The sequence below is a fragment of the Nonomuraea sp. B10E15 genome (assembly GCF_039871615.1).
Taxonomy (GTDB): domain Bacteria; phylum Actinomycetota; class Actinomycetes; order Streptosporangiales; family Streptosporangiaceae; genus Nonomuraea.
This window is the reverse complement of sequence record NZ_JBDPMB010000002.1, coordinates 788,762-810,051: the sequence shown is the minus strand read 5'-3', so window position 1 is coordinate 810,051 and position 21,290 is coordinate 788,762. Positions and strand designations below refer to the sequence as shown.

The 21,290-nt window shown below is 70.4% G+C and carries 20 protein-coding genes; 1 reads left to right on the top strand and 19 read right to left on the bottom strand.

Annotated elements, in window-relative coordinates; all coding sequences use genetic code 11:
• Positions 1–8 precede the first annotated feature (8 nt).
• From ABGB14_RS12650 to thrC, 17 genes are all read right to left on the bottom strand, one after another.
• Positions 9–818 carry a F0F1 ATP synthase subunit delta gene (locus ABGB14_RS12650; RefSeq protein ID WP_347643797.1) on the bottom strand — a complete coding sequence of 270 codons (810 nt, stop codon included), beginning with the start codon at positions 816–818 and terminating at the stop codon, positions 9–11.
• A complete protein-coding gene (locus tag ABGB14_RS12645) occupies positions 818–1,363 on the bottom strand; it encodes a F0F1 ATP synthase subunit B (RefSeq protein WP_201761528.1) in 546 nt (181 codons plus the stop codon). The genes ABGB14_RS12650 and ABGB14_RS12645 overlap by 1 nt, the downstream gene beginning before the upstream one ends.
• A 35-nt stretch (positions 1,364–1,398) precedes the next feature.
• Complete coding sequence (gene atpE, locus ABGB14_RS12640; RefSeq protein WP_132595523.1) at positions 1,399–1,629, bottom strand: ATP synthase F0 subunit C; 231 nt, start codon at positions 1,627–1,629, stop codon at positions 1,399–1,401.
• 71 nt (positions 1,630–1,700) lie between these two features.
• A complete protein-coding gene (atpB, locus tag ABGB14_RS12635; RefSeq protein WP_347643796.1) occupies positions 1,701–2,498 on the bottom strand; it encodes a F0F1 ATP synthase subunit A in 798 nt (265 codons plus the stop codon).
• Between the two features lie 67 nt (positions 2,499–2,565).
• Positions 2,566–2,727, bottom strand: a complete 162-nt coding sequence (locus ABGB14_RS12630; RefSeq protein ID WP_347621982.1) for an AtpZ/AtpI family protein — start codon at positions 2,725–2,727, stop codon at positions 2,566–2,568.
• Positions 2,728–2,846: 119 nt separating this feature from the next.
• Positions 2,847–3,269, bottom strand: coding sequence for a hypothetical protein (locus tag ABGB14_RS12625; RefSeq protein WP_347643795.1), 423 nt, complete (start codon positions 3,267–3,269; stop codon positions 2,847–2,849).
• 130 nt (positions 3,270–3,399) lie between these two features.
• Complete coding sequence (locus ABGB14_RS12620) at positions 3,400–4,686, bottom strand: MraY family glycosyltransferase (protein ID WP_347643794.1); 1,287 nt, start codon at positions 4,684–4,686, stop codon at positions 3,400–3,402.
• A gap of 57 nt (positions 4,687–4,743) precedes the next feature.
• Positions 4,744–6,009 carry a serine hydroxymethyltransferase gene (gene glyA, locus ABGB14_RS12615; protein ID WP_347643793.1) on the bottom strand — a complete coding sequence of 422 codons (1,266 nt, stop codon included), beginning with the start codon at positions 6,007–6,009 and terminating at the stop codon, positions 4,744–4,746.
• A gap of 185 nt (positions 6,010–6,194) precedes the next feature.
• A complete protein-coding gene (locus ABGB14_RS12610; RefSeq protein ID WP_347643792.1) occupies positions 6,195–6,569 on the bottom strand; it encodes a hypothetical protein in 375 nt (124 codons plus the stop codon).
• Entirely contained in the window at positions 6,569–8,734 is a 2,166-nt protein-coding gene (locus ABGB14_RS12605) for a hypothetical protein (protein ID WP_347643791.1), read from the bottom strand. The genes ABGB14_RS12610 and ABGB14_RS12605 overlap by 1 nt, the downstream gene beginning before the upstream one ends.
• 175 nt (positions 8,735–8,909) lie before the next feature.
• The gene (locus tag ABGB14_RS12600; RefSeq protein ID WP_347621765.1) at positions 8,910–9,557 is read right to left on the bottom strand and encodes an L-threonylcarbamoyladenylate synthase; all 648 of its coding nucleotides are present in this window, start codon (positions 9,555–9,557) and stop codon (positions 8,910–8,912) included.
• Positions 9,558–9,679: 122 nt separating this feature from the next.
• A complete protein-coding gene (gene prmC / locus ABGB14_RS12595; protein WP_132595529.1) occupies positions 9,680–10,534 on the bottom strand; it encodes a peptide chain release factor N(5)-glutamine methyltransferase in 855 nt (284 codons plus the stop codon).
• Positions 10,531–11,583, bottom strand: coding sequence for a peptide chain release factor 1 (prfA, locus tag ABGB14_RS12590; RefSeq protein ID WP_347643790.1), 1,053 nt, complete (start codon positions 11,581–11,583; stop codon positions 10,531–10,533). Before prfA ends, prmC begins: the two co-directional genes overlap by 4 nt.
• 87 nt (positions 11,584–11,670) lie before the next feature.
• The gene (gene rpmE / locus ABGB14_RS12585; RefSeq protein ID WP_132518486.1) at positions 11,671–11,889 is read right to left on the bottom strand and encodes a 50S ribosomal protein L31; all 219 of its coding nucleotides are present in this window, start codon (positions 11,887–11,889) and stop codon (positions 11,671–11,673) included.
• Positions 11,890–12,145: 256 nt separating this feature from the next.
• The gene (gene rho / locus ABGB14_RS12580) at positions 12,146–14,164 is read right to left on the bottom strand and encodes a transcription termination factor Rho (RefSeq protein WP_347643789.1); all 2,019 of its coding nucleotides are present in this window, start codon (positions 14,162–14,164) and stop codon (positions 12,146–12,148) included.
• A 457-nt stretch (positions 14,165–14,621) separates the two neighbouring features.
• Positions 14,622–15,509, bottom strand: a complete 888-nt coding sequence (thrB, locus tag ABGB14_RS12575; RefSeq protein ID WP_347643788.1) for a homoserine kinase — start codon at positions 15,507–15,509, stop codon at positions 14,622–14,624.
• Positions 15,510–15,583: 74 nt separating this feature from the next.
• Positions 15,584–16,642, bottom strand: coding sequence for a threonine synthase (gene thrC / locus ABGB14_RS12570; protein ID WP_347643787.1), 1,059 nt, complete (start codon positions 16,640–16,642; stop codon positions 15,584–15,586).
• A 290-nt stretch (positions 16,643–16,932) separates the two neighbouring features.
• Between thrC and ABGB14_RS12565 the strand changes: the two genes are divergently transcribed.
• Entirely contained in the window at positions 16,933–18,336 is a 1,404-nt protein-coding gene (locus tag ABGB14_RS12565; protein WP_347643786.1) for a glycosyltransferase, read from the top strand.
• Between the two features lie 66 nt (positions 18,337–18,402).
• Here the strand turns inward: ABGB14_RS12565 and ABGB14_RS12560 are convergent, their stop codons facing one another.
• Positions 18,403–20,085 carry a glycosyltransferase gene (locus tag ABGB14_RS12560; protein WP_347643785.1) on the bottom strand — a complete coding sequence of 561 codons (1,683 nt, stop codon included), beginning with the start codon at positions 20,083–20,085 and terminating at the stop codon, positions 18,403–18,405.
• Positions 20,082–21,218, bottom strand: a complete 1,137-nt coding sequence (locus tag ABGB14_RS12555) for a family 2 glycosyl transferase (protein ID WP_347643784.1) — start codon at positions 21,216–21,218, stop codon at positions 20,082–20,084. Before ABGB14_RS12555 ends, ABGB14_RS12560 begins: the two co-directional genes overlap by 4 nt.
• Between the last annotated feature and the right edge of the window lie 72 nt (positions 21,219–21,290).

Sequence of the window (21,290 nt, the reverse complement as noted above, 5' to 3'; positions counted from 1 at the left end):
TATTCGCCTTAGCCGGCCAACCGGCGGCGGACTTCTTCGATTCGTCCCACAATGGTGGTGTCGATGATCTCGTCGCCGATGCGGACCGAGAACCCACCGAGCACTCGCTTGTCCACCTCGACGTTCAGGTGCACGTCACGGCCGTAGGAGGTGCGCAGCCACGCCATGAGGCGCTCGCGCTGCGCGTCGGTCAGCTCGACCGCCGTGCGCACCACCGCCACGAGGCGCCGGCGCTGCTCAGCCACGAGGTGACCGACCTCTTCCAGGCCCGACTCCAGGCTACGCCCACGCGGGTGCAGCACCAGCTGGCTGATCAGGCGCAGGCTCGTGGGGGCGACCTTGCCGTCGAGCAGCCGGCTCAGCAGCTCCTGCTTGCCGGCCTCCGGCGCTCCCGCGTCGGTGAGTGCCCGGCGCAGCTCCGGGTTGGCGGCGACGATGCGGCCGAAGCGGAAGAGCTCGTCCTCCACCTCGTCGAGCCGTGACTGGCCCTCCGCCTCCGCGGCCGCGGCGGCGACGCCGAGCCGTTCGAGCACGTCGGCCAGGTCGCCGGCGCGCGACCACCGTGCCGAGACCGCGGTCTCGGCGGTGGCGAGCGCCGCCTCGCTGATCTTGCCGTCGAGCAGCGAGCGGATCGTGGCCGCCTTCTGCTCGCCCGGCCTGGACGGGTCGGACAGGGCACGCCGCAGGCCGTGCTCGCGGTCGAGCAGATCCGCGACCGCGAACAACTCGTCGGAGAGCGTGCCGAGGTCGGCACTGCCGGCGACCGCGTTGAACCGCTCCTCGACCTCGGCCAGCGACGCCCTGCTCAGGCCCCTCATTAACGCACCGCCTGCGCGTTGGAGCTTTCCAGCTCGTCGAGGAACCGGTCGACGATGCGGCTCTGCCGGGCTTCGTCCTCGAGGGACTCGCCGACGATGCGGCCGGCCAGGTCGGTCGACAGGCGGCCGATCTCAGCGCGGAGCTGGGCGAAGGCCGCCTGGCGGTCCGCCTCGATCTGCGCGTGCGCGGCCTCGACGAGACGCCGGGCCTCGGCCTGGGCCTCCTCGCGGAGCTCCGCCTTGATCTGCGCGGCCTGCTCGCGAGCCTCCTCGCGCAGCCTGGCCGCCTCCTGCCTGGCCTCGGCCAGCTGGTCGCGGTATTCCTGCTGCAGGACCTGCGCCTGGGCCTGCGCTTCTTCCGCCCTCTTGATGCCGCCCTCGATCGCGTCCGTGCGCTCGGCCAGCGTCTTCTGGATGCGCGGGACGAGGATCCGGCCGACGACGAAGAGGACGACGAGGAAGGAGAAGATGCCGACGACGAGCTCGTACGTGTGCGGGATGAGGGGGTTGGCGCCCTCCTCCTGCGCGAGGAGCGTAGCTGCCATAGTCATGGATGCAGCCTTTCGTCAGGTGGGGACCGTCAGATGGCCTGGAAGATGAACGGTGCGACCAGGCCGATCAGGGCGAGGGCCTCGGTGAGGACGAAGCCGAGGAGCATGTTCTGGCGGATCAGGCCGTAGGCCTCGGGCTGGCGCGCGATGGCCTGCACGCCCTGACCGAAGATGATGCCGACGCCGATGCCGGGGCCGATGGCGGCGAGACCGTAACCGATGGCGGTGACGTTGCCGGAGACCTCAGCGAGAACGCTCATTGCTGTTTTCCTTTACTGGACGGCCGGTGAAGCGGAGTCTCACCGGTCTGGACAAATCCGGTCTGTGGTTCTCAGTGATCGGGGTGCAGGGAGCCGCCGATGTACATCGCGGCCAGCATCGCGAAGAGGAACGCCTGCAGATACTGGATGAAGATCTCCAGGCCCGTGAGCAGGATGGTCATCACCACACCCACGACGCCGACGGGCGCGCCGAGCGGGGTCAGATTCTCGAACAGGAACCAGAAGCCCACCATGCTGAAGAAGGCCAGCAGCATGTGGCCCGCGAACATGTTCGCGAACAGTCGCACCGCGTGCGTGAAGGGCGCGATGATCATGTTCGACAGGAACTCGATCGGGGCCAGCAGGAAGTAGATCGGCTTCGGCAGGCCGGGCGGGAACATCATGTTCTTGAAGTAACCGATGCCGCCCTGGTGCTTGATGCCCAGGTAGACCTTGAGGCCGTAGATCAGGAGGGCCAGCACGGCCGGGAACGCGATGTGCGAGGCGACGGGGAACTGGAGCACCGGGACGACGCCCATGAGGTTCCAGACCAGCACCAGGAAGAACACGCTGACCAGCAGGCCCATCCACCGGTCTGCGTCCTTGCCCAGGAAGGGCCGGGCGACCTGGTCGCGGACGAACATGTAGCCGAGCTCGACGGCGTTCTGGACGCCCCTCGGCACGAGCTTGGGCTTGGCGAAGGCCGCCCAGCACACGCCGACCACGAGGATGGCGCTGATGGCGGCCAGCAGCACCGGCTTGGTGAACCAGTAGACCCCGGGGATGATGGGAGGCAGGTTGAACAACTCGTCTGGCGTCGGCGCCCCGAATTGATCGCCAGCGGGAGCGAGGACCGTCAGCGCATTCACGCGGCGTTCCCTTCAACGTCGTAGTGGATCACAAGAGTTTCCTCAGCGAAGCGGTTGCTGCTCCGGGCTAGCGACCGAACTTCCGGTAGACCAGGTAGCCGCCGAGCACAACCCCCAGGACAACGCCTATGGGGAAGAACGCGGACATGTCCAACCACCGGTCCAGCAACCATCCGAGGCCACCGTAGATGGCCATCCCGGCGAGTAGAGAACTGGGGACTGACCACATGGCGTCGGCGAAGTCGCGACCGTCTTCTTCGGGTCGGCGTTCCTGTGCGCTCATCGCGGGCCCGACGATAGCAGGCGAACAGCGGACTAGTCATATCGGACCCCGTCCAGGCAAGAGCGTCATGCGTCGCCCTTTCCCGGAACTCCGGCCTCGGGGTCGACGTAAAGCATCTTGGTCTTCATGAAGGCGCGGACCTCGAAGCCCGTCCACACGAGGGTGCAGACCACCACGGACCACGCGAATGCCTGGGTGTTCCAGGCCGTGGTGTCGCGGAAGGCCGACAGCACGGCCATGATGGCCAGGACCTTGACGAGATAGCTCACCATCGCGGCGATCGCCATCATCTGCGGGGAGACCCGGGCGGCGTAGGACACCACGACGACGCTGACGCTGAAGAAGATCCCGACGAGCAGGGCGCCCATGGCCGCGCCGAGCGCGCCCTTGCCGCCCGCCGCCAGGAAGGCGACCAGCACGGCGACCACCCCAACCACGAAGGTCGGAATCGCGGCGCTTTTGAGGACGCGCACGTCATTGGCCTGCATCGGTGCTCCATCAGCCTGTTGTCAAGCGAGCGTTTGCTACCTCCAGAACCGGTGCGTCTGGAGTCCCTGCTCGTGAAAGATATCACAAGCTCACGGAAGACCGCTTTTACCTGCCGTTTCTAGTTCGCGATCACGAACGCCCTGGATGGGCAGGAATGACCGGATTGCCCTCGGCCGTCGAGCGGCCCTGCGGCGAGCCGCCTCCCGGCGGCGGCATCCGCCGCCTGACCTCGGGCTCGGGCGGGATCGGCGGCATCGGCCCCGTGGGCGGACCGTCGTCGTCGGGGTCGTCGCGCGACACCGAGTGCGCCCCGCCCCTGCCCCGCCAGCGCGGCAGGGCCATCAGCACCAGCACGGCCAGCGCCAGCACGATGACCACGGGGAACAGCAGGACCGGCACGCCGATCGTGGACATGCCCACGATGCCGAAGGCGAACAGGAACGCCCACGCGTACATGATCAGCACGGACCTGCGGTGCGAGTGGCCGATGTCCATCAGCCGGTGGTGCAGGTGGCCGCGGTCGGGCGCGAACGGCGACAGGCCGCGCGAGGTGCGCCGCACCACCGCGGTGATCAGGTCGACCAGCGGCAGCACCAGCACCGCGGCCGGCAGGAGCAGCGGCAGCAGCACCGGCACCTTGTTCATGCCCTCGATGATCGCCGGGTCGAGCGGCGTCACGGTGACGATCGACGAGGCGAGCACGAGGCCGATGAGCATGGCCCCCGTGTCGCCCATGAAGATCTTCGCCGGATGGAAGTTGTGCGGCAGGAAGCCCAGGCACGCGCCGATGAGCACGGCGGCGATGGCGGCCGTCGTCGTGATGCGCCCCCCGCTGATCTCCTCGGCCAGGAAGATCGAGTAGGCCCAGGTGGCCATGCCCGCGATGCACACGACCCCCGCCGCCAGGCCGTCGAGCCCGTCGACGAAGTTGACCGCGTTGATCGTCACGACCACGACCATGATCGTGATGACGGTGCTGAGCGTGTAGTCGAGGCTGGTGGAGCCGCCCCAGTCCTGCGGCAGCGGGATGTAGAGGAGCCGCAGGTCGAAGAAGACCAGCACACCGGCCGCCGCGATCTGCCCGGCGAGCTTGACGAAGGCGTCCATGCCCCACCAGTCGTCGAGGAAGCCCGTGACCGTGATGAGCCCGCCCGCGACGATCAGCGCGATGACGGCGTCGCCGTCGGACTCCGCCAGGGCCGCGCCCGTGTGGGTGAGCCTGCTGGCCACCAGCAGCCCGACGACCAGGCCGCCGTACATCGCCAGGCCGCCAAGCCTGGGCGTGGGCGTGGTGTGCACGTCGCGCTCGCGAACCTCGGGCATGGCGCCGATGGCGATGGCGAAGCGGCGCACCAGAGGCACCAGCAGGTAGGTCACCGCTGCCGAGATGAGCGCCATGAAGAGGTATTCGCGCACGAACCTAGTTTCCCGGATGCTCCGGCCCGCTGTGACCGGAAAACGACACAGACCGGCTCAAAATTCGCTGAGATATGGCTGATGGATGGCGAGAAGGGCCGTCACCCTTGCCCTGACCTCCTCCGCGCCGCCCGGATCGCGCACTGCCCTGGCGACCAGGGACCCCAGCTCCTTCAGATCTTCCGGCTCCATGCCCTGCGTCGTCACGCACGGCGTACCGACGCGGATCCCCGAGGTCACGGCCGCCGGCTCGGGATCGTACGGGATCACGTTGCGGTTAAGTGTGATGCCCGCGGCCGCGCACCTCCGCTCCGCCTCGACACCCGACACCCCCGCCCCGCGCAGGTCGATCAGCGCCAGGTGCGTGTCGGTGCCTCCGGACACGGCCCGCATGCCCTCCGCGTCCAGCGACGCCGCCAGCGCCCGCGCGTTCGCGATCACCTTTCTGGCGTAGCCGGCGAACTCCGGCCGCATCGCCTCACCGAACGCCACCGCCTTGGCCGCCACCACGTGCATGAGCGGCCCGCCCTGGACGAACGGGAACACCGCCCGGTCGATCCTGGCGGCCAGTTCCCCCGTGCACAGGATGGCGCCGCCGCGCGGCCCGCGCAGCGCCTTGTGCGTGGTGAAGGTCACGACGTCCGCGTACGGCACCGCCGACGGGATCGCACCGCCCGCCATCAACCCGATCGGATGCGCCACGTCCGCCAGCAACCACGCCCCCACCTCGTCCGCGATACCGCGGAACGCCGCGAAGTCGATCAACCTCGGGTACGCCGTCGCGCCGCACACGATGAGCTTCGGCTGGTGCCGCAGCGCCAGATCCCGCACCTCGTCGTAGTCGATGAGTTCGCTGTCACGACGCACCCCGTACGACACGACGTCGAACCATTTTCCCGAGAAGTTCACCTTGGAACCATGCGTGAGATGGCCGCCGTGCGGCAGGGCCATGGCCAGCATGGTGTCACCCGGCTGGAGGAGCGCCGCGTAGGCGGCCAGGTTCGCCGAGGCGCCCGAGTGGGGCTGGACATTGGCGTGCTCCGCCCCGAACAACCGGCACGCCCGCTCGATCGCCAGCCGCTCGGCCCGGTCGACGACCTCGCAACCGCCGTAATAGCGCCTGCCCGGGTAGCCCTCGGCGTACTTGTTCGTCAGCGTGGAGCCCAGCACGGCCAGGACGGCGGGCGAGGTGAAGTTCTCGCTCGCGATCAGCTGGATCCCGCCGCGCACACGTTCGAGCTCGTCGAGCAGAACCTGCGCGAGCTCGGGATCCTGCCGGCGCAGCAGCCCGAAGTCGGGACCGTAGTAGGGTTCCGCACCCATTTCCCCACTGTACGACCTGGTGTCCGTCTCTCCCATAGAGAGGTGATGCCCGGAATCCGTTCTTTCAGGGATGCGCCCGCCACGCGTGGAGGGCCCTTCCGATCCGGGCAGCGAGCCGTCCTGCGCGCCCGCTCGTCCGCGCCGGCCGCGTGCCGCGGCAGACGAACGACCGGACGCGCACCCCGTCACTGGAACGCGTGCGGGGCGCTGGCCGTCGTCTGGATCCACCTCGGCGTGTCGGCGGCCTCGTCGCTGATCGCCGTCAGCACGGCATGCCGGTAGACCGACAGCCTGGTGCGCCACTCACGGATGTCCTTGACGTAGCGCTCGCCCACCGGGGCGTCCCACGTCTGCGGGCTCTTGGCCAGGGCGTACGCCTTGTCCAGAACCGTTCTGAGCGCCTCCAGCTGGGGCAGGACGGTGTTCCATGCGACGACCAGGCGCTGGTAGTCGGGATTGAACTCCCAGGCCCGCTGCGGGTTGTCCAGGGGGCCCGTGGAGCTGATGGGCGGGGTCTCGTCGCGCTGCCTGGCCTTGGGGGCGGGCGGGTCCACGTACATCACGCGCTCCTCTCCGGAGTCCCGGGATCGACCGACCCGCTCGGGCCGTCCGGCCTGATGTCCTCGGGCGTCCACCGGCCCTCGCCGTACTCACCCGGCGGGACCGCGACGGAGGGCATGTCGGCGGGCTGGATGTCCCTGTGGTGCTCGATGACCGTCCTGAGCGCGTCCAGGTCGGGCGGGGTGACGTTCACGGAGACCACAGCGCCGCCGTCGCCGCCGTCCCGCCGTCCGGACCCGTCGGCGGGGTCGCTCCAGGCGGGCTCGGTGCCGTAGGCGATCTGCACCGTGTAGGCCGGGCCCGTAGCACCCGCTTGACGTGGTTCCGCGGCGTACCCGGTCGCCGCCCCGTCACCCCGTCCCGTTGCGCGGCCGGGGTCGGAGTCGGCGACGGCCGGGGTGCCGGTGGGCGGGTCGGCCGAGGGATTCGTCGGCGGGATCCTGACGGGTTCGCCCTGCTCACCCCTGCCGGTTCCCTGGCCTCCCGTCTCCTTATCACCGGTTCCTCGGTCGCCACCCTCACGCTCACCGGGGTCACCGGCTCCACGGTCGCCCTGGTTTCCGGCCTCACGACCACCCGTGTCCTGACCGTCACGCGTGCCTTGGCCCGGTTCGTCCCCCGCTGGTCTGCTGGGCGTCGTCCCACCGTCGCCAGGAGCCGCGTCGCCTGGTGTCCTGCCCGTGCCATCCGGCTGCTCGCCGGTGCCGGGAGCGCAGGTGCCGTCCTTGCCCCCTGCGGAGTCACCCGACGGCGGGGGGGTCGCGTCGCCGGTGCTCGGACGGCCGGGGTCGACGGAGCCTGCGGGGCCGTCAGGGCGGATGTCGCGGTCGGCCCACTCGCCCTTGCCGTATTCGCCCGCCGGAACCTCGACCCGCGGCATGTCCAGCGGCCGGATGTCGCGGTGCCGCTCCACCACGGTGTTGAGCGCGTCCTGGCCGGGCGGGGTCGTGCCGGCGGAGACCACGTCGCCGCCGTCGTTCGCCCAGGCGCTGACGTCGGAGGCGGCGGTGGTGTTGTCGGCCGGCACCCGGGGCATCTCGGCAGGGACCACCTTGTCGGTGTTCTCCAGCAGGTCTTCGAGTTGCTCGGCGGTGGGCGGGTCGAGCGGCACCTGCAACACCTTGACCCCGTCGACCACCACGACCTGCGGTTGATTCACGCCCTGCCCGTTCTGGGCCGGAGTGTCGGACGGGTCGTCCCTCGTGCCGGTCTCGGCCTCGGCACCGCGGTCACGTCTGCTGTCCAGCTCGTCGTCCTTGGGCATGCCGACAGGCTGATCACCGCTCCGGGCGTCCTGATCGGTCCCGGCGTCCCGATCCGTGCCGGTGTCCTGCCCTGCGCCGGTGTCCTGACCTGTGCCCGTGTCCCGACCTGTGCCCGTGCCTTTGTCGTCGTCGCAGCCGTTCCCGCCGGGGTCGGTCCCGGACCGGCCGTCCCCTCTGGGCTGGTCATCCGTCCGGGAGTCATCACCGGTCCCCGGCTGGTCACCCGTCCCGGGTTCGTCACCGGCTCTCGCGCTGCCGCCTGTCCCGGGCTGGTCGCCTGTGCGGGGCTCCTCGCAGGTCTTTCCGTCATCACCCTTGGGAACGTCGTCGCTCTTCGGGGCATCCCCGCCCTTCGGAACGTCGGTGTCGCCCTCACCGACCCCCCTGTCCTGGTCGGTCTTCGGGGCGTCACCCGTCTCAGGAGGAGCGTCACCGCTCCTTGGCGGATCGTCGGACTTCGGAGGAGCATCACCCGTCTTCGGCGGAGCATCACCGCTCCTGGGCGGATCGTCGGCGGACTTCGGAGGAGCATCACCGGTCTTCGGCGGATCGTCGGCCCTCTTCGGAGGGGTTTCGTCGGTCTTGTCACCGGCGCGCGGATTCTCGTACCGCTCCCGATCCCCGCGAACCCCCTTGGATTCGTCGGCGGCCCCCGCCCCCGTCCCGGGCGGATCGGCGCGCTTCTCCAGCACCCCGAGCCGGACGTTGACGTCTTTGATCATGGTGTCGACCGCGTCGGCGATCTGGGCGGGACGGTGGGTGGTCTGGGTGGAGAGCCCGGCCCGGTTCATGGTGAGCCGGACCTGGTCCTCGACCTTGCGCATCTCCGCGGCCGCGTGTTTCGCCTCGGCCAGCAGGTCACGGACCAGCTTGGGATCCATGCCGTCGAACTTGCCCATGGGCCACTCCCGACGTCCGATGAGAAACCCGCCACGTGGACTGCCGCGACGGCGGTGGCCGGGGACGACAGCGGGGCGGCAGTCGGGCGAGCAGGTTTCTCGATGGCAGCCGCTCCGCGCCTCACCGTAATTTGGCGCGAGCGCGACCGCAGCCGGAATAAGCAGCCGGTATACGTCAGTCGTCGGTGGCGACGTAGCCGATGATGCCGCGCAGTTTCTCCACCGGGATCGCCCCTCGCCGCAACATCCTGGGCACGGCCGTGGTGAGGTCGAGGATGGTGGAGGGCGTCTGGTCGGTGGTCTTGCCTGCGTCGAGATAGACGGCGACCGACTCTCCGAGCTGCTCCTCCGCCTCCTCTGCCGTGGTGGCGGCGGGCGCGCCGGAGCGGTTGGCGCTGGAGACGGCCATCGGCCCGGTCTCCTTGAGCAGGTCGAGGGCGACGGGGTGGAGCGGCATGCGGACGGCCACCGTGCCCTTGGTGTCGCCCAGGTCCCAGGAAAGGGCCCTGTTGGCCTTGCAGACGAGCGTGAGCGGCCCCGGCCAGAACGCGTCTATCAGGTCCTGCCCATAGGGCCCCAGGTCGTCTATGAGCGCTGTGGCGGCCCTGACGGTGCCCACCAGCACCGGCGGCGGCATGTCACGGCCCCGGCCCTTGGCGTCGAGCAGTGCGGTGACCGCCGCCGGGGTGAATGCGTCGGCGCCGAGGCCGTAGACGGTGTCGGTCGGCAGCACCACGAGCTCGCCACGGCGTACGGCGGCCGCCGCCTCCGTCAGGCCTTCGGTCCGCTGCTCGAGGTCGGAGCAGTCAAAGCGTCTTCCCACGGTTTCGTTGCCTCGCTCCGCTCGGCTACGAGCGGCGCTCTCGAGGCCTCCTCCCCTCAACTCGTTCGGTGGCTTCGCTCTCTCTCGTCGCGCGGGAGAAGGCCGGGCCGCTGGCGTGCATCTTAGTCCTGGCCCAGGCGGGCCGTGACGAAGCGGTCCCGTCTGGTGAGATCCTGGCGCAGGCGTACGTCACGCCAGCCGTTGTCCTCGGGGAACGTCAGGTAGACGGCCCTGCCCTGCTCGTCGGCGTGCTCGACGGCCACCCAGCCGCCTGGGCGCAACAGGCGGCGGGCCGTGCGCTCCACCGCGCGCACCTCTCCCAGCCCGTCGTCGCCGGAGCCGAAGAGAGCCCGGGTGGGGTCGTAGTCGCGCACCTCGGGGTCGCGCGGGATCGCGCCGGGCGGGATGTAGGGAGGGTTGGAGATGACCAGGTCGACCTTGCCGTTGAGCTCGGGCAGCGCCTCCGCGAGGTCTTCCGGGTGCAGGTGGGTGCGGCCCTGGCCGTGCTCGGAGATGTTGCGCTTGGCCCAGGTGTACGCGCCGGGGTCGACCTCCACGGCGTGGACCTCGGCCAGCGCCACCTCCTGGGCGATGGAGAGCGCGATCGCGCCCGAGCCGGTGCCGAGGTCGACCACCAGGGGGGCGGTGACGTCCATCGCGCGCAGCGTCTCGATGGCCCAGCCGGCCATCACCTCGGTCTCCGGCCGCGGCACGAACACGCCGGGCCCGACCGCCAGCTCGAGGTAGCGGAAGTAGGCGTGGCCGGTGATGTGCTGCAGCGGCTCGCGGGCCTCGCGCCTCGCCACGCCCTCCCAGAACAGCGCGTCGAAGTCAGCGTCCCTGACCGTGTGGAGCTCGCTTCTGCGCACGCCGTGGACGAACGCCGCGATCTCCTCAGCGTCGGTGCGCGGTGAGGGGACACCTGCCTCGGCCAGCCGGGCAGTGGCCAGGGCGATCTCGTCCAGCAGAAATGTCATGAGTGTTGTGCGAGCTTCTCCGCCATTTCGGCGTCAATAAGGGCTTGGGTGACGGCGGTGAGCTCGCCGTCGAGAACCTGGTCGAGGTTATACGCCTTGAAGCCGACCCGGTGGTCGGAGATGCGGTTTTCCGGGAAGTTGTAGGTGCGTACGCGCTCGGAGCGGTCGACGGTGCGGACCTGCGACTTGCGCTCGGCCTGAGCGGCGGCGTCGGCCTCCTCCTGCGCGATGGCCAGCAGCCGCGCGCGCAGGATGCGCAGGGCCGACTCCTTGTTCTGGAGCTGGCTCTTCTCGTTCTGGCACGAGACGACGACGCCGGTGGGCAGGTGGGTGATGCGGACTGCGGAGTCGGTGGTGTTGACGCTCTGGCCGCCTGGGCCGCTGGAGCGATAGACGTCGACGCGCAGGTCGTTGGGGTCGATCTGGACGTCGACCTCCTCCGCCTCGGGGTAGACGAGCACGCCCGCGGCGCTGGTGTGGATGCGGCCCTGGGACTCGGTGACGGGCACCCGCTGCACGCGGTGCACGCCGCCCTCGTATTTGAGCCTCGACCACACCCCCTCGTCGCCCTTGGCCCTGATGCCGACGGTCACGTCTTTGTAGCCCCCGAGGTCGGAGGGCTGGTTGTCGATGATCTCGGTCTTCCAGCCGAGCCGCTCGGCGTAGCGCAGATACATGCGCAGCAGGTCGCCCGCGAACAGCGCGGACTCCTCGCCGCCCTCGCCCGCCTTGATCTCCATGATGATGTCCTTGTCATCGTTGGGATCGCGCGGGATGAGCAGGTGCCTGAGCCGCTCCTCCAACTGGGGGACGCGCTCCTCGAGCTCGGCCGCTTCGGAGGCGAACGTCTCGTCCTCACCGGCCAGCTCTTTGGCGGCGGCCAGGTCTTCGCGGACCGACTCGAGCTCGCGGTAGGTGCCGATGATCGGCGTGAGCTGGGCGTAGCGCCTGCCGAGGGTGCGGGCCTTGTGCTGGTCGGCGTGCACGGCGGGATCTCCGAGCTGCAGCTCCAGCTCGGAATACTCCTTGAGCAACTCGTCGAGATTCACCGTGCGTCCTTCGTCGTGGGTTGGGGCGTCGCAACCGACAACGCCGACCCGGCGCACCGGGGTGCGTCCGGGCCGGCGTCGGTGGAGCTATTTGCCCGCGGGCTTCTTGCCGAAGCGCTTCTCGAAGCGAGCCACTCGGCCGCCGGTGTCGAGGATCTTCTGCTTGCCCGTGTAGAACGGGTGGCAGGCCGAGCACACGTCGGCGTGGATCACGCCGTTCTTCGCGGTGCTCCGCGTGGTGAACGTGTTGCCGCAGGAGCAGGTCACCTGCGTCACGTGGTATTCGGGGTGGATGTCGCGCTTCATCGCTGTCCTTTCGGGCTGCGGCCGCCGGGTCGCCCTGATCGCAGGGCGTGAACCGGAACCGCAAAATGGTCAGCTACCAGTGTGCCAGATCGTGCAACCATCCCAGGCCATCAGGGATTCCCGATCAAGCTCGGCGGGCGCGGCCGGTGACCGTCAGGCCGGGCCCTCGCTCGTACGGCCCCCCTCGTGAACGCCGCGAGAGGCGGCGGGGACACCCCGTCCGCCTCTCGCGTGACGCACCGCCGGCAGAAGGCCGTCAGTCGCGGTCGTTGCTCACCGTGGTCTTCTGGACCTGCAGGAGGAACTCCGCGTTGGACTTGGTCTCCTTCATCTTCTCCAGGAGCAGCTCGAGCGCCTGCTGCATGTCGAGCGCGTGGAGCACCCTGCGCAGCTTCCAGACGATCTGGAGCTCTTCCTTGGCCATGAGGATCTCTTCCTTGCGCGTGCCGGACGCGTCGACGTCGACCGCGGGGAAGATGCGCTTGTCGGCCAGGGAGCGGTTGAGCTTGAGCTCCATGTTGCCGGTGCCCTTGAACTCCTCGAAGATGACCTCGTCCATCTTGGACCCGGTCTCGACCAGGGCCGTGGCGAGGATCGTCAGCGAGCCGCCGTTCTCGATGTTGCGGGCGGCGCCGAAGAAGCGCTTGGGCGGGTAAAGGGCGGTGGAGTCGACACCGCCCGACAGGATGCGACCGGACGCCGGGGCCGCCAGGTTGTAGGCGCGGCCGAGGCGGGTGATCGAGTCGAGCAGGACGACCACGTCGTGGCCCAGCTCCACCAGGCGCTTGGCCCGCTCGATGGCGAGCTCGGCGACCGTGGTGTGATCTTCCGCGGGCCGGTCGAAGGTCGAGTGGATGACCTCGCCCTTGACCGACCGCTGCATGTCGGTGACCTCTTCTGGCCGCTCGTCCACGAGCACGACCATCAGGTGGCACTCGGGGTTGTTGCGGGTGATCGCGTTGGCGATGGACTGCAGCACCATCGTCTTGCCGGCCTTCGGCGGCGAGACGATGAGACCGCGCTGGCCCTTGCCGATCGGCGACACGAGGTCGATGATCCGCGTGGTCAGGATGTTGTGCTCGGTCTCGAGGCGCAGGCGCTCCTGCGGGTAGAGCGGCGTCAGCTTGTTGAAGTCGGGCCGGTTGCGGGCCTGCTCGGGGTCCATGCCGTTGACGGTGTCGAGGCGGACCAGAGCGTTGAACTTCTCGCGCCGCTCACCCTCGCGGGGCTGGCGCACGGCGCCGGTGATGACGTCGCCCTTGCGCAGGCCGTTGCGGCGGATCTGGGCGAGCGAGACGTAGACGTCGTTGCTGCCGGGCAGGTAGCCGCTGGTCCTGACGAACGCGTAGTTGTCGAGGATGTCGAGGATGCCGGCGATCGGGATGAGCACGTCGTCGTCGCCGATGACCGGCTCGCCGCTGTCGAAGCGGTCGCGGCCACGGCCACGGTTGCGCTCCCTGAAGCGGCCCCTGCGCCCGCGACCGCCACGCTCGTCGTCATCGCCGCCGCGCTGGTCGTTGCGCTGGTCGCCGCGGTTGCCCGAGTCGGTGCCGCGCTGGTCGCCCCGGCCGCCGTCACGGCCGTCGCGGCCGTCACGACCACCGTCACGACCGTCACGACCGCCGTCACGGCTGCTCTCCGACCGGTCGCCGCCGGAGCGGTCTCCCCGGTCGCCGCGGTCTCCCCTGTCGCGCCGCTCGCCGCGGCTGCGGCGCTCGCGGCGGCTCTCGCCGCGCTCGGAACGCTCGGGGCGGGTGTCGTTCTGGCCATTCTCCGCGGGCTGCGCCTGCTGCTGCTCGACGACCGGCTCGGCCGGGGCGGCGACAGGCTCGGGCGCGGCGGAGGTCACGGGGCTCGCGGAGTTCGCGGCCACGGGCTCGGCGGCGGCGGGCTGCTGGGCGGCCTGCGGTGCGGGCTCCTCCGCGGTCTTGCGCGACCGCTCTCTGCGCGTCCGGGTGGGCCGCTCCGCGGCGGGCGTCGCCTCCGCCGGGGCCGAAGCGGACGCCTCGGACGCGGCTGCGGGAGCCGAAGCGCCTTCGCCGGAACCGCCACCCTGCTTCTCCTGGATGGCCGCGATGAGCTGGCTCTTCCGCATGCGCCCGGTCCCGCTGATGCCCAGCTCGGCCGCCATCTTCTGCAGCTCGGGCAGCACCTTGGCGGACAGGCCGGTGCCGGAGCGACGCGCACGCGGCTTGGCCGGAGCGCGGGTGGGGGTGTCGCCGGACGCGGGCTCAGCGCCTGATGCGTCGGAGAGGAGTTCGGTGGTGTCGCTCAACTAAAAGGTCCTTCCCAGGGGTCGGGCGCCGGTTTTGTTCTGCCGGGCGTCCCGGAGGTGCTTGCGATCCGGCGGGACAGACCGGGTCGGGGTGCACTCTGCGATCTTCGGCTGTCGCTGGAGACGGCCGCCACTCTTGGGGAGGGGCTCGTCCAGGCCGCCACAGGACCGTGGCGCGTGGCTGACACCCCCCAGATTGCTGTCGCCAACCAGATGTCGAGATGATTCGAACGCGCAGATCCCCGTCGTCGCCACCTCGCGTTGAGCCAACCGGGTGTGGGCCAACCGGAGGCAACGGATTCCGGGGAGACAGCCGCGCTGCTCACGCCTCGCGACGTGAAGCATGATGCAGCGATGTGTGGCTGACAAGCACGCACCCACCAAGGGGGCATCTGGTGCGGCTATCAGCCTAACATCACCAGCGCACACGGCTATTCCCTGAAGGTCTAAAGAGGCATCAGCGTGTCTCGGGGAACTGAACGTTCGCACCAACCGGGTCGACGTCCATTTGCTGGATGTGCCAGTCATTACCCACTTCTGGCGCGATCAAATCCTGCGAATCCGATGTAAGGAACGCAAGAACCGCGGGACCCGCTCCCGAAACGACCGCGGGCACACCCACCGCACGCAGACGTTCTACCAGATCCGCGCTCTCCGGCATCGCAGGCGCGCGGTAAGGCTGGTGGAGCCGATCTTCTGTCGCGGCGAGCAGAACCTCTCGCTCGGGCCGTCGGGTCAGCGCGGCGATCAGCAACGCGGCCCTGCCGGCGTTGAAGGAGGCGTCCTTGTGGGGCACGTCCTTCGGCAGCAACCCCCTTGCGGCCTCCGTGGACAGCCGGGTCGACGGGACCACGACCACCGGACGGATGCGCTCGTCGGGAGCCAGTTTCACCATACGCGGCACCCCCGTGTGGTCGCACCAGGCCACGGTCAGCCCGCCGGCCAGGCAGGGGGCGACGTTGTCCGGATGGCCCTCCATCTCGGCGGCCAGCGCGAAAACCTGGTCGTCGGAGAAATTTGTCAGGCCGGCCAGCGCCCGCGCGGCGAGGATGCCCGCGCACACGGCCGCCGACGACGACCCGAGCCCGCGGGCGTGCGGAATCCTGTTACGGCACCGCAGGCGGATCCCGGCCGGTTGGGGCACGCCCATGCGGGCGAACGTCGTGCGCATGGCTTTGACGATCAGATGGCCCTCGCCGAGATCGACCTCACCCGCGCCCTCTCCCTCGACGGTGACGGCGGCCCCCGGCTCTCCGGTGAGCGCGGCCTCGACCTCGTCGTGCAGGCTCAGTGCCAACCCGAGCGTGTCGTAGCCCGGCCCCAGGTTGGCCGATGTGGCGGGCACGCGGATCTGAACAGTGCTCACGTTTGCCTCATGATTCCTCACTTCCCCCGTGGCCCCCGCGCCCTGGTGTGGCGTCAGGCGAGGTTGAGCGCCGCCGCCGCGGCGTGGACGTCGATGGGGATCACCACGGGCGCCGGCGCGCCCGAGATGGCCCAGTCGGGGTCTTTCAGGCCGTTGCCCGTGACCGTGCAGACGACACGCCGCCCTGGCTCGACCATGCCCTGCGCGTGAGCCTGCAGCAGGCCCGCCACGCTGGCCGCCGACGCGAGCTCGACGAACACGCCCTCTTCCTGCGCCAGCAGTTTGTACGCCGCCGCGATCTGCCGGTCGGTCACCGCCTGGATGGCCCCGCCCGACTCGTCACGGGCCGAGGTGGCCAGCGACCAGGAGGCCGGGTTGCCGATGCGGATCGCGGTGGCGATCGTGTGCGGGTGGGCGACGGGCGCTCCCGCCACGATGGGCGCGGCCCCGCTGGCCTGGAAGCCGAGCATGCGCGGCCGCTTCGTCGCCACCCCGTCGTCGGCGTATTCGCGATAACCCATCCAGTAGGCCGAGATGTTGCCGGCGTTGCCCACCGGGATGCAGTGGATGTCGGGCGCGTCGCCCAGCGTGTCGACGATCTCGAACGCCGCCGTCTTCTGCCCCTGCAGCCGGTACGGGTTGACCGAGTTGACCAGCGCGATCGGGTAGTTGGACGACAGCTTGCGGGTCATCTCGAGACAGTCGTCGAACGACCCCTCGACCTGCAGCAGCGTGGCGCCGTGCACGAGCGCCTGGGCCAGCTTGCCCATGGCGATCTTCCCCCGTGGCACCAGCACGGCGCAGGTCAGCCCGGCGCGGACGGCGTAGGCCGCGGCCGAGGCCGAGGTGTTGCCGGTGGAGGCGCAGATGACCGCCTTGGCGCCCTCTTCGACCGCCTTGCTGATGGCCATGGTCATGCCACGGTCCTTGAAGCTGCCGGTCGGGTTGGCGCCCTCGACCTTGAGGTAGACGTCGCACCCCGTCAGGGCGGAGACGCGGTGCGCGGGCACCAGCGGCGTGCCGCCTTCGAGCAGCGTGACGACGGGCGTCTTCGTGGTCACGGGAAGACGCTCTCGGTATTCCTCGATGAGGCCACGCCACGACCTGCTCATGATGGACTCCCTACCTGCGGTGTTCGGCACAGAGTGTACGGGGTGCGGACGACCGTCGCGGAGCCGCGTCCACGGGCCGGACACGGGAACGGGCACGAGGACGGACGCAGGCCATGTACCCCTGCCCCGGACAGTCGTTGGACAGGGGCACTATTCAGGAAATTCTCAGCATCTCCCGATAAGGTCTCGGCCAGGGGGTCACCACCATGAACGCGCGTCCTGCTTTGAGGCAGAACGACTATTCACCAGTAGCGGTTCCGCAGCTAGGCGCCTGGTCACCGGATCTGTCCGTGAGCGTGGTGATACCGGCTCACGGCGGGCAGGGGCTCGATCTGACGCTGGCCGCTCTGGCCGCTCAGACGTACCCGGATCATCTCATGGAAGTCCTGGTCGTCGACGACGGCAGCGATCCGCCGATCCGGCTGCCCGAGATCAGGCCGGTCAACACCCGCGTCGTCCGCGTGCGCGACGGCTGGGGCATCTCCAACGCCGTCAACACGGGCGTCAAGGCCGCCGACGGCGAGATCATCCAGCGCCTCGACGCCGACATGGTGGCCTGCCGAGAGCACATCGAGGCCATGGCCCGCTGGCACCACGTGACCGACTATCTGGTCAGCATCGGCATGAAGAAGTTCGTCGACACGCCGCCCGTCACGCCACGCCAGGTCTTCGCGGCGCAGCGCCTGGACGAGGTGTTCGACCTGGCCGAGGCCGTGCCGAGCTCCACCGAGGCGACGATCGCCAAGACCGACGGGCTGCGCAAGAGCCGCAACCCCTACCACGTGTGTACGGGCCCGACCTTCGCCCTGCCCAGGGAGATCTTCCACGCCGTGGGCGGTCTCGACCCGAACGTGGTGCGGGGCGAGGACACCGAGTTCTCCTACCGGCTGGCGATGCACGGCGTGGTGTTCGTGCCCGAGATGGAGGCGCAGGCCGTGCACCTGGGGCTGCCCTCGCAACACCGTGACAGGGAGCGCGCCGTGCGGGCGGTCGAGCCGTACCTGGCGCACCGGATCCCGCTCCGCAGGGATCTGCGGAAGGACCGCGGGCGGCGGTGGCTGGTGCCGTACGTCGAGATCGTGCTCGACGTGACCGACACGTCCGAGTCCGTGGTGCGGCGGGCGGTGGCGGCGGCGCTGGACGGCAAGCTGCAGGACGTCGTGGTGACGCTGGTCGGGCCGTGGTCGCGGCTGGACGACGAGCGGCGCGTGACGCTGTCCGACCCGTGTTTCGAGCTGCGGCTGATGCGTGATCTGTTCGCGCACGACGAACGCGTGCGCCTCATCGACGAGGCCGCCCCGACGCCCGCGCCGGCGCCGTTCCGATATCGAGGGCCGGCGGACGTGCCGCTGCACCGGGCGACGCTGGAGCGCATGATCGAATCGGTGCAGAAGGACCTGGCGGGCATCCTGATCGTGGACCTGCCCGACGGGCGCTCCGCCCGGCTCGAACGCACCTCGGCGCTCGGCCGCGCCGTGCTCCTGTCGCCTTCGACGGCCTGGGCGGGCGCGGACCTGGACGACGTGATCGACACCACCCATGGGGTACGCCACGAGCCCTCGGACCGCTACTGGCCCGCGCCGCCCGCGCCCGCGCCGGAGCCGGTCACCATTCCCGCCCAGGTGCCGGCGCCCGCGGAGCCGTCCGAGAAGACCCTGCTCAGGCGCCTGAAGTCGGCCCTGCGCCCCGGCTGACCGCGCGCTGGGCGCCGGCACCGCGGTGACCGTTCGCGCAGGCTCGGCTCCGGCCGCGCGGGGCGGTCAGCCACGCAGGCGTTTACGGAGGGCGCGTCTCATAGTGGTGGACACCATCGCGCGCAGGCTCTGCTGGGCGCGGTTGGCCGCGGCGATCTGGCGGCGCAGGGTGCCGACCTCGCGGCGCAGCTCGACGGTGCTCTTGCGCCAGCGCCCCGCCTCCTCTTTCCACTTCGCCACCTGTGCCCGCAGCCGCTCGTTCTCGCCGGCCCGCCTGGCCGCCTCCGTCTGCGCCTCGACGCGGGCCTTGTACGCCGCCCGCCGCCCGGCCGGCGGCTCGGGCTCGGCGGTGAACCCGTAGGTCTCGCCGTCGACCCAGGCGACCCCCGACACCGCGTCCACCGCGTCGTCGAGCTCCTCGTCCGGTGCCGCCACGATGCGGGCCCTGGCGAAGGCCGACGCGCGTTCCAGCCGCGCCGCGACGACGCCGTCCGCCGACTCTCGCAGCAGCACGTTCACCAGGCCGAGGCCCTCGTCGCGCGCCAGGTCGAGCAGGCGGGCGAGGGTGTCCTCGCCGGGCGCCCAGCCGGGCGGCAGGCGCAGCACGAAGGGCACGGCCGGGTCGATCTCTTCCGCGGACGCCAGGCGCACCCGGTGTTCGTGCTCGTAGTGGCCGTGGACCAGCACGAGTTCGAGGTCGGGGTCCTTCAGCGGCGCGCGGCGCTCGCCGCCGAGCCGCTCCCAGGGGCCGGTGAGGAGCACGGAGAGGTCGGGGACGGTGCCGGCGAGCAGGGCGTCCACCGCCGGCCGCACGGTGTCGTAACCCACGGTGCCGTCCATCACCACGGTCACGTACGGGATCTTCCACCCCCGCGCCGGATGGCCGCGCAACCAGCGGTAGGCCGGGATGCGGTCGGCCACGAAGGCGTGACTCACCCGGTCGATCGGCTGCTTGTCGCGCATCCGCATGGTGGGCCCGAGGTGGTAGGCGCGGGCCCGCGGCTCGGGCACGAACACGGCTCCGGCCTGGGCGAGGCGGTAGCCCAGCTCGGTGTCCTGGCCGAGGATCAGGTCGTCGTCCATCGGGCCCGCCGCCGCGATCAGGCGGGCGTTGACGGAGGTCGCGCCACCGACGTGCAGGCTGAACGGGCGCTGCGGGTTGGCGGTGAGCCCGTCGGTGCGCTCGACCAGGTCGACGATCCAGGCGTGCGGCTCGGCCGGCTCGAACGCCGCCTCCAGGTCGTCGGGCAGCACCTCGGGCAGCGGGGCCTCGGTGAACCTGATGTAGCCGGTCACGACGGCGTAGGGGGCCGCGTGATGCCAGCGCATGTGGGCCTCGATCGCTCCCCGCGTGAGCACCACGTCGGAGTCGAGCCAGAAGATCACGTCGCCCGTGGCCTCGGCGAGCCCGGCGTTGCGGGCGGTGGCCCGGCCGGGCTTGTCGCAGACGACCAGCCGGGCCGCCGTGCCCCCGGGCAGGCGCAGCGGGGGCGAGGTGCCGTTGTCGACGACGATGATCTCTGTCAGCGCGGCCGGGTACGTCTGCCGCGACAGGCCCTGCAGCACCAGGTCGAGCTTGTCCTGGCCGCCGTAGGCGGGGATGACGACGCTGACCGTGAGCTCCGGGGTGACGTGCTCAGGAGGGCCGAGAACCCGGTAGTCGTTGCCGCGCACCCTGACGTGACCGGCAGCCGTGTGCTGGGGCGTGGGCTGGGCGGACGCGCCGGCGGCGCCCCCGGGTGGCGTCATGCGGCTTCCAGCAGCAGGCTCGGCCGGAAGCCGCGCCACTGGTTGGCGGCGACCTTGAGGAAATGGGCGAGAGGCAGTTGCCAGGTGTGGTCGGCGCTGAGCCCTCTGCGCAGGACGTAGCCCAGCCCGTGGGTGCGGTAGATTCGCGCGCCGGCCTTTTGCGCGGCTTTCAGAAATTCGAGATCGACAGCCCGCGGCACAGCAGGAAATCCCCCTATTTCCTCAAATTTTGAACGAGAAACCATGATGGTTCCTCCGGCCACGTGATCGGACCACACCTCGCTCGGATAACGCGCCCCGCTCGCGAACGTCGTACGCCTGATCGTCGCCTTGAGCGGCTCCAGGTAGAAGAACTCCGCGGTCGTGCCCACCACGTCGGCGCCGGTGTACGACATCGCCATGAACAGGTCGGCCAGGTGGCGGGGTCCGTACCAGTCGTCGTCGTCCCACTTGGCCAGGTGGTCGCCGCTCGCCAGCGCGGCCGTGCGGTTGAGCACCTCGCCGAACGGCACCGACGCCTCCGCCTCGATCCACCTCACCGGCAGCGAGCAGGACTCGGCCGCCTCGCGCACCTGGTCGAACCCCACCCCGTGCAACCCGAGCAGCACCTCGGCCTCGACCTCACGCTGGCGTTCCATCTGCGCCAGCGCCGCGCCGATCAGGCCTGCCCGTTTGCTCGCCATGACGATGCTGATCTTCGGATGGATCGCGAGCGGGTGCGCCAGCCGGCGCAGGCGTACGCTGTGCTCCTCGCGCCGGAGGTCGGCCAGGGAGCGCGCGCCGCCGTCGGCGGCGTGGCCGAGCCAGTCGCGGTCGGTGAGCAGCTCGGCGAGGCCGGCCGGCACCCAGGGCTCCGCGCGTCCGGCCGTCAGCGGGACGCCGGCGGCGGCCAGGCTCAGCAGGCCGTCGAGCGGCACCTCGGCGGCGGGCCACTCGACCTCCAGGCCGCGCAGCGGGCGTAGCGCGGGAACGTCGGGCGGCTGCCCGTCGATAGCCCAGCTCCCGTCGGCCCAGTGAAGGCGGCCCAGCCCTTGCTCCGGCGTGCGCACGAAGCCGCTGGGGGTGGCGGGCCCGGTGGATGACCCGGTGGATGACCCAATGGTTGACCCGGTGGAGGCCGGGGCGGCGGACATGAAGGGCGCTCCTCGAACGCTCGGGACTCGGTCGGCGCCTACCTTACGCCCGATGCGCTGACCGCCAGCCAC

Excerpts from the sequence above, each read along its gene's own strand:
- thrC (WP_347643787.1), bottom strand. The coding sequence starts at position 16,642 with ATGAGCAGGTCGTGGCGTGGCCTCATCGAGGAATACCGAGAGCGTCTT.
- ABGB14_RS12650 (WP_347643797.1), bottom strand. The coding sequence starts at position 818 with ATGAGGGGCCTGAGCAGGGCGTCGCTGGCCGAGGTCGAGGAGCGGTTC.
- ABGB14_RS12555 (WP_347643784.1), bottom strand. The coding sequence starts at position 21,218 with ATGTCCGCCGCCCCGGCCTCCACCGGGTCAACCATTGGGTCATCCACC.
- atpE (WP_132595523.1), bottom strand. The coding sequence starts at position 1,629 with ATGAGCGTTCTCGCTGAGGTCTCCGGCAACGTCACCGCCATCGGTTAC.
- ABGB14_RS12610 (WP_347643792.1), bottom strand. The coding sequence starts at position 6,569 with ATGTACGTGGACCCGCCCGCCCCCAAGGCCAGGCAGCGCGACGAGACC.
- glyA (WP_347643793.1), bottom strand. The coding sequence starts at position 6,009 with ATGGGTGCGGAACCCTACTACGGTCCCGACTTCGGGCTGCTGCGCCGG.
- ABGB14_RS12645 (WP_201761528.1), bottom strand. The coding sequence starts at position 1,363 with ATGGCAGCTACGCTCCTCGCGCAGGAGGAGGGCGCCAACCCCCTCATC.
- ABGB14_RS12630 (WP_347621982.1), bottom strand. The coding sequence starts at position 2,727 with ATGTGGTCAGTCCCCAGTTCTCTACTCGCCGGGATGGCCATCTACGGT.
- ABGB14_RS12605 (WP_347643791.1), bottom strand. The coding sequence starts at position 8,734 with ATGGGCAAGTTCGACGGCATGGATCCCAAGCTGGTCCGTGACCTGCTG.
- ABGB14_RS12560 (WP_347643785.1), bottom strand. The coding sequence starts at position 20,085 with ATGACGCCACCCGGGGGCGCCGCCGGCGCGTCCGCCCAGCCCACGCCC.
- rpmE (WP_132518486.1), bottom strand. The coding sequence starts at position 11,889 with ATGAAGCGCGACATCCACCCCGAATACCACGTGACGCAGGTGACCTGC.
- prmC (WP_132595529.1), bottom strand. The coding sequence starts at position 10,534 with ATGACATTTCTGCTGGACGAGATCGCCCTGGCCACTGCCCGGCTGGCC.
- ABGB14_RS12625 (WP_347643795.1), bottom strand. The coding sequence starts at position 3,269 with ATGCAGGCCAATGACGTGCGCGTCCTCAAAAGCGCCGCGATTCCGACC.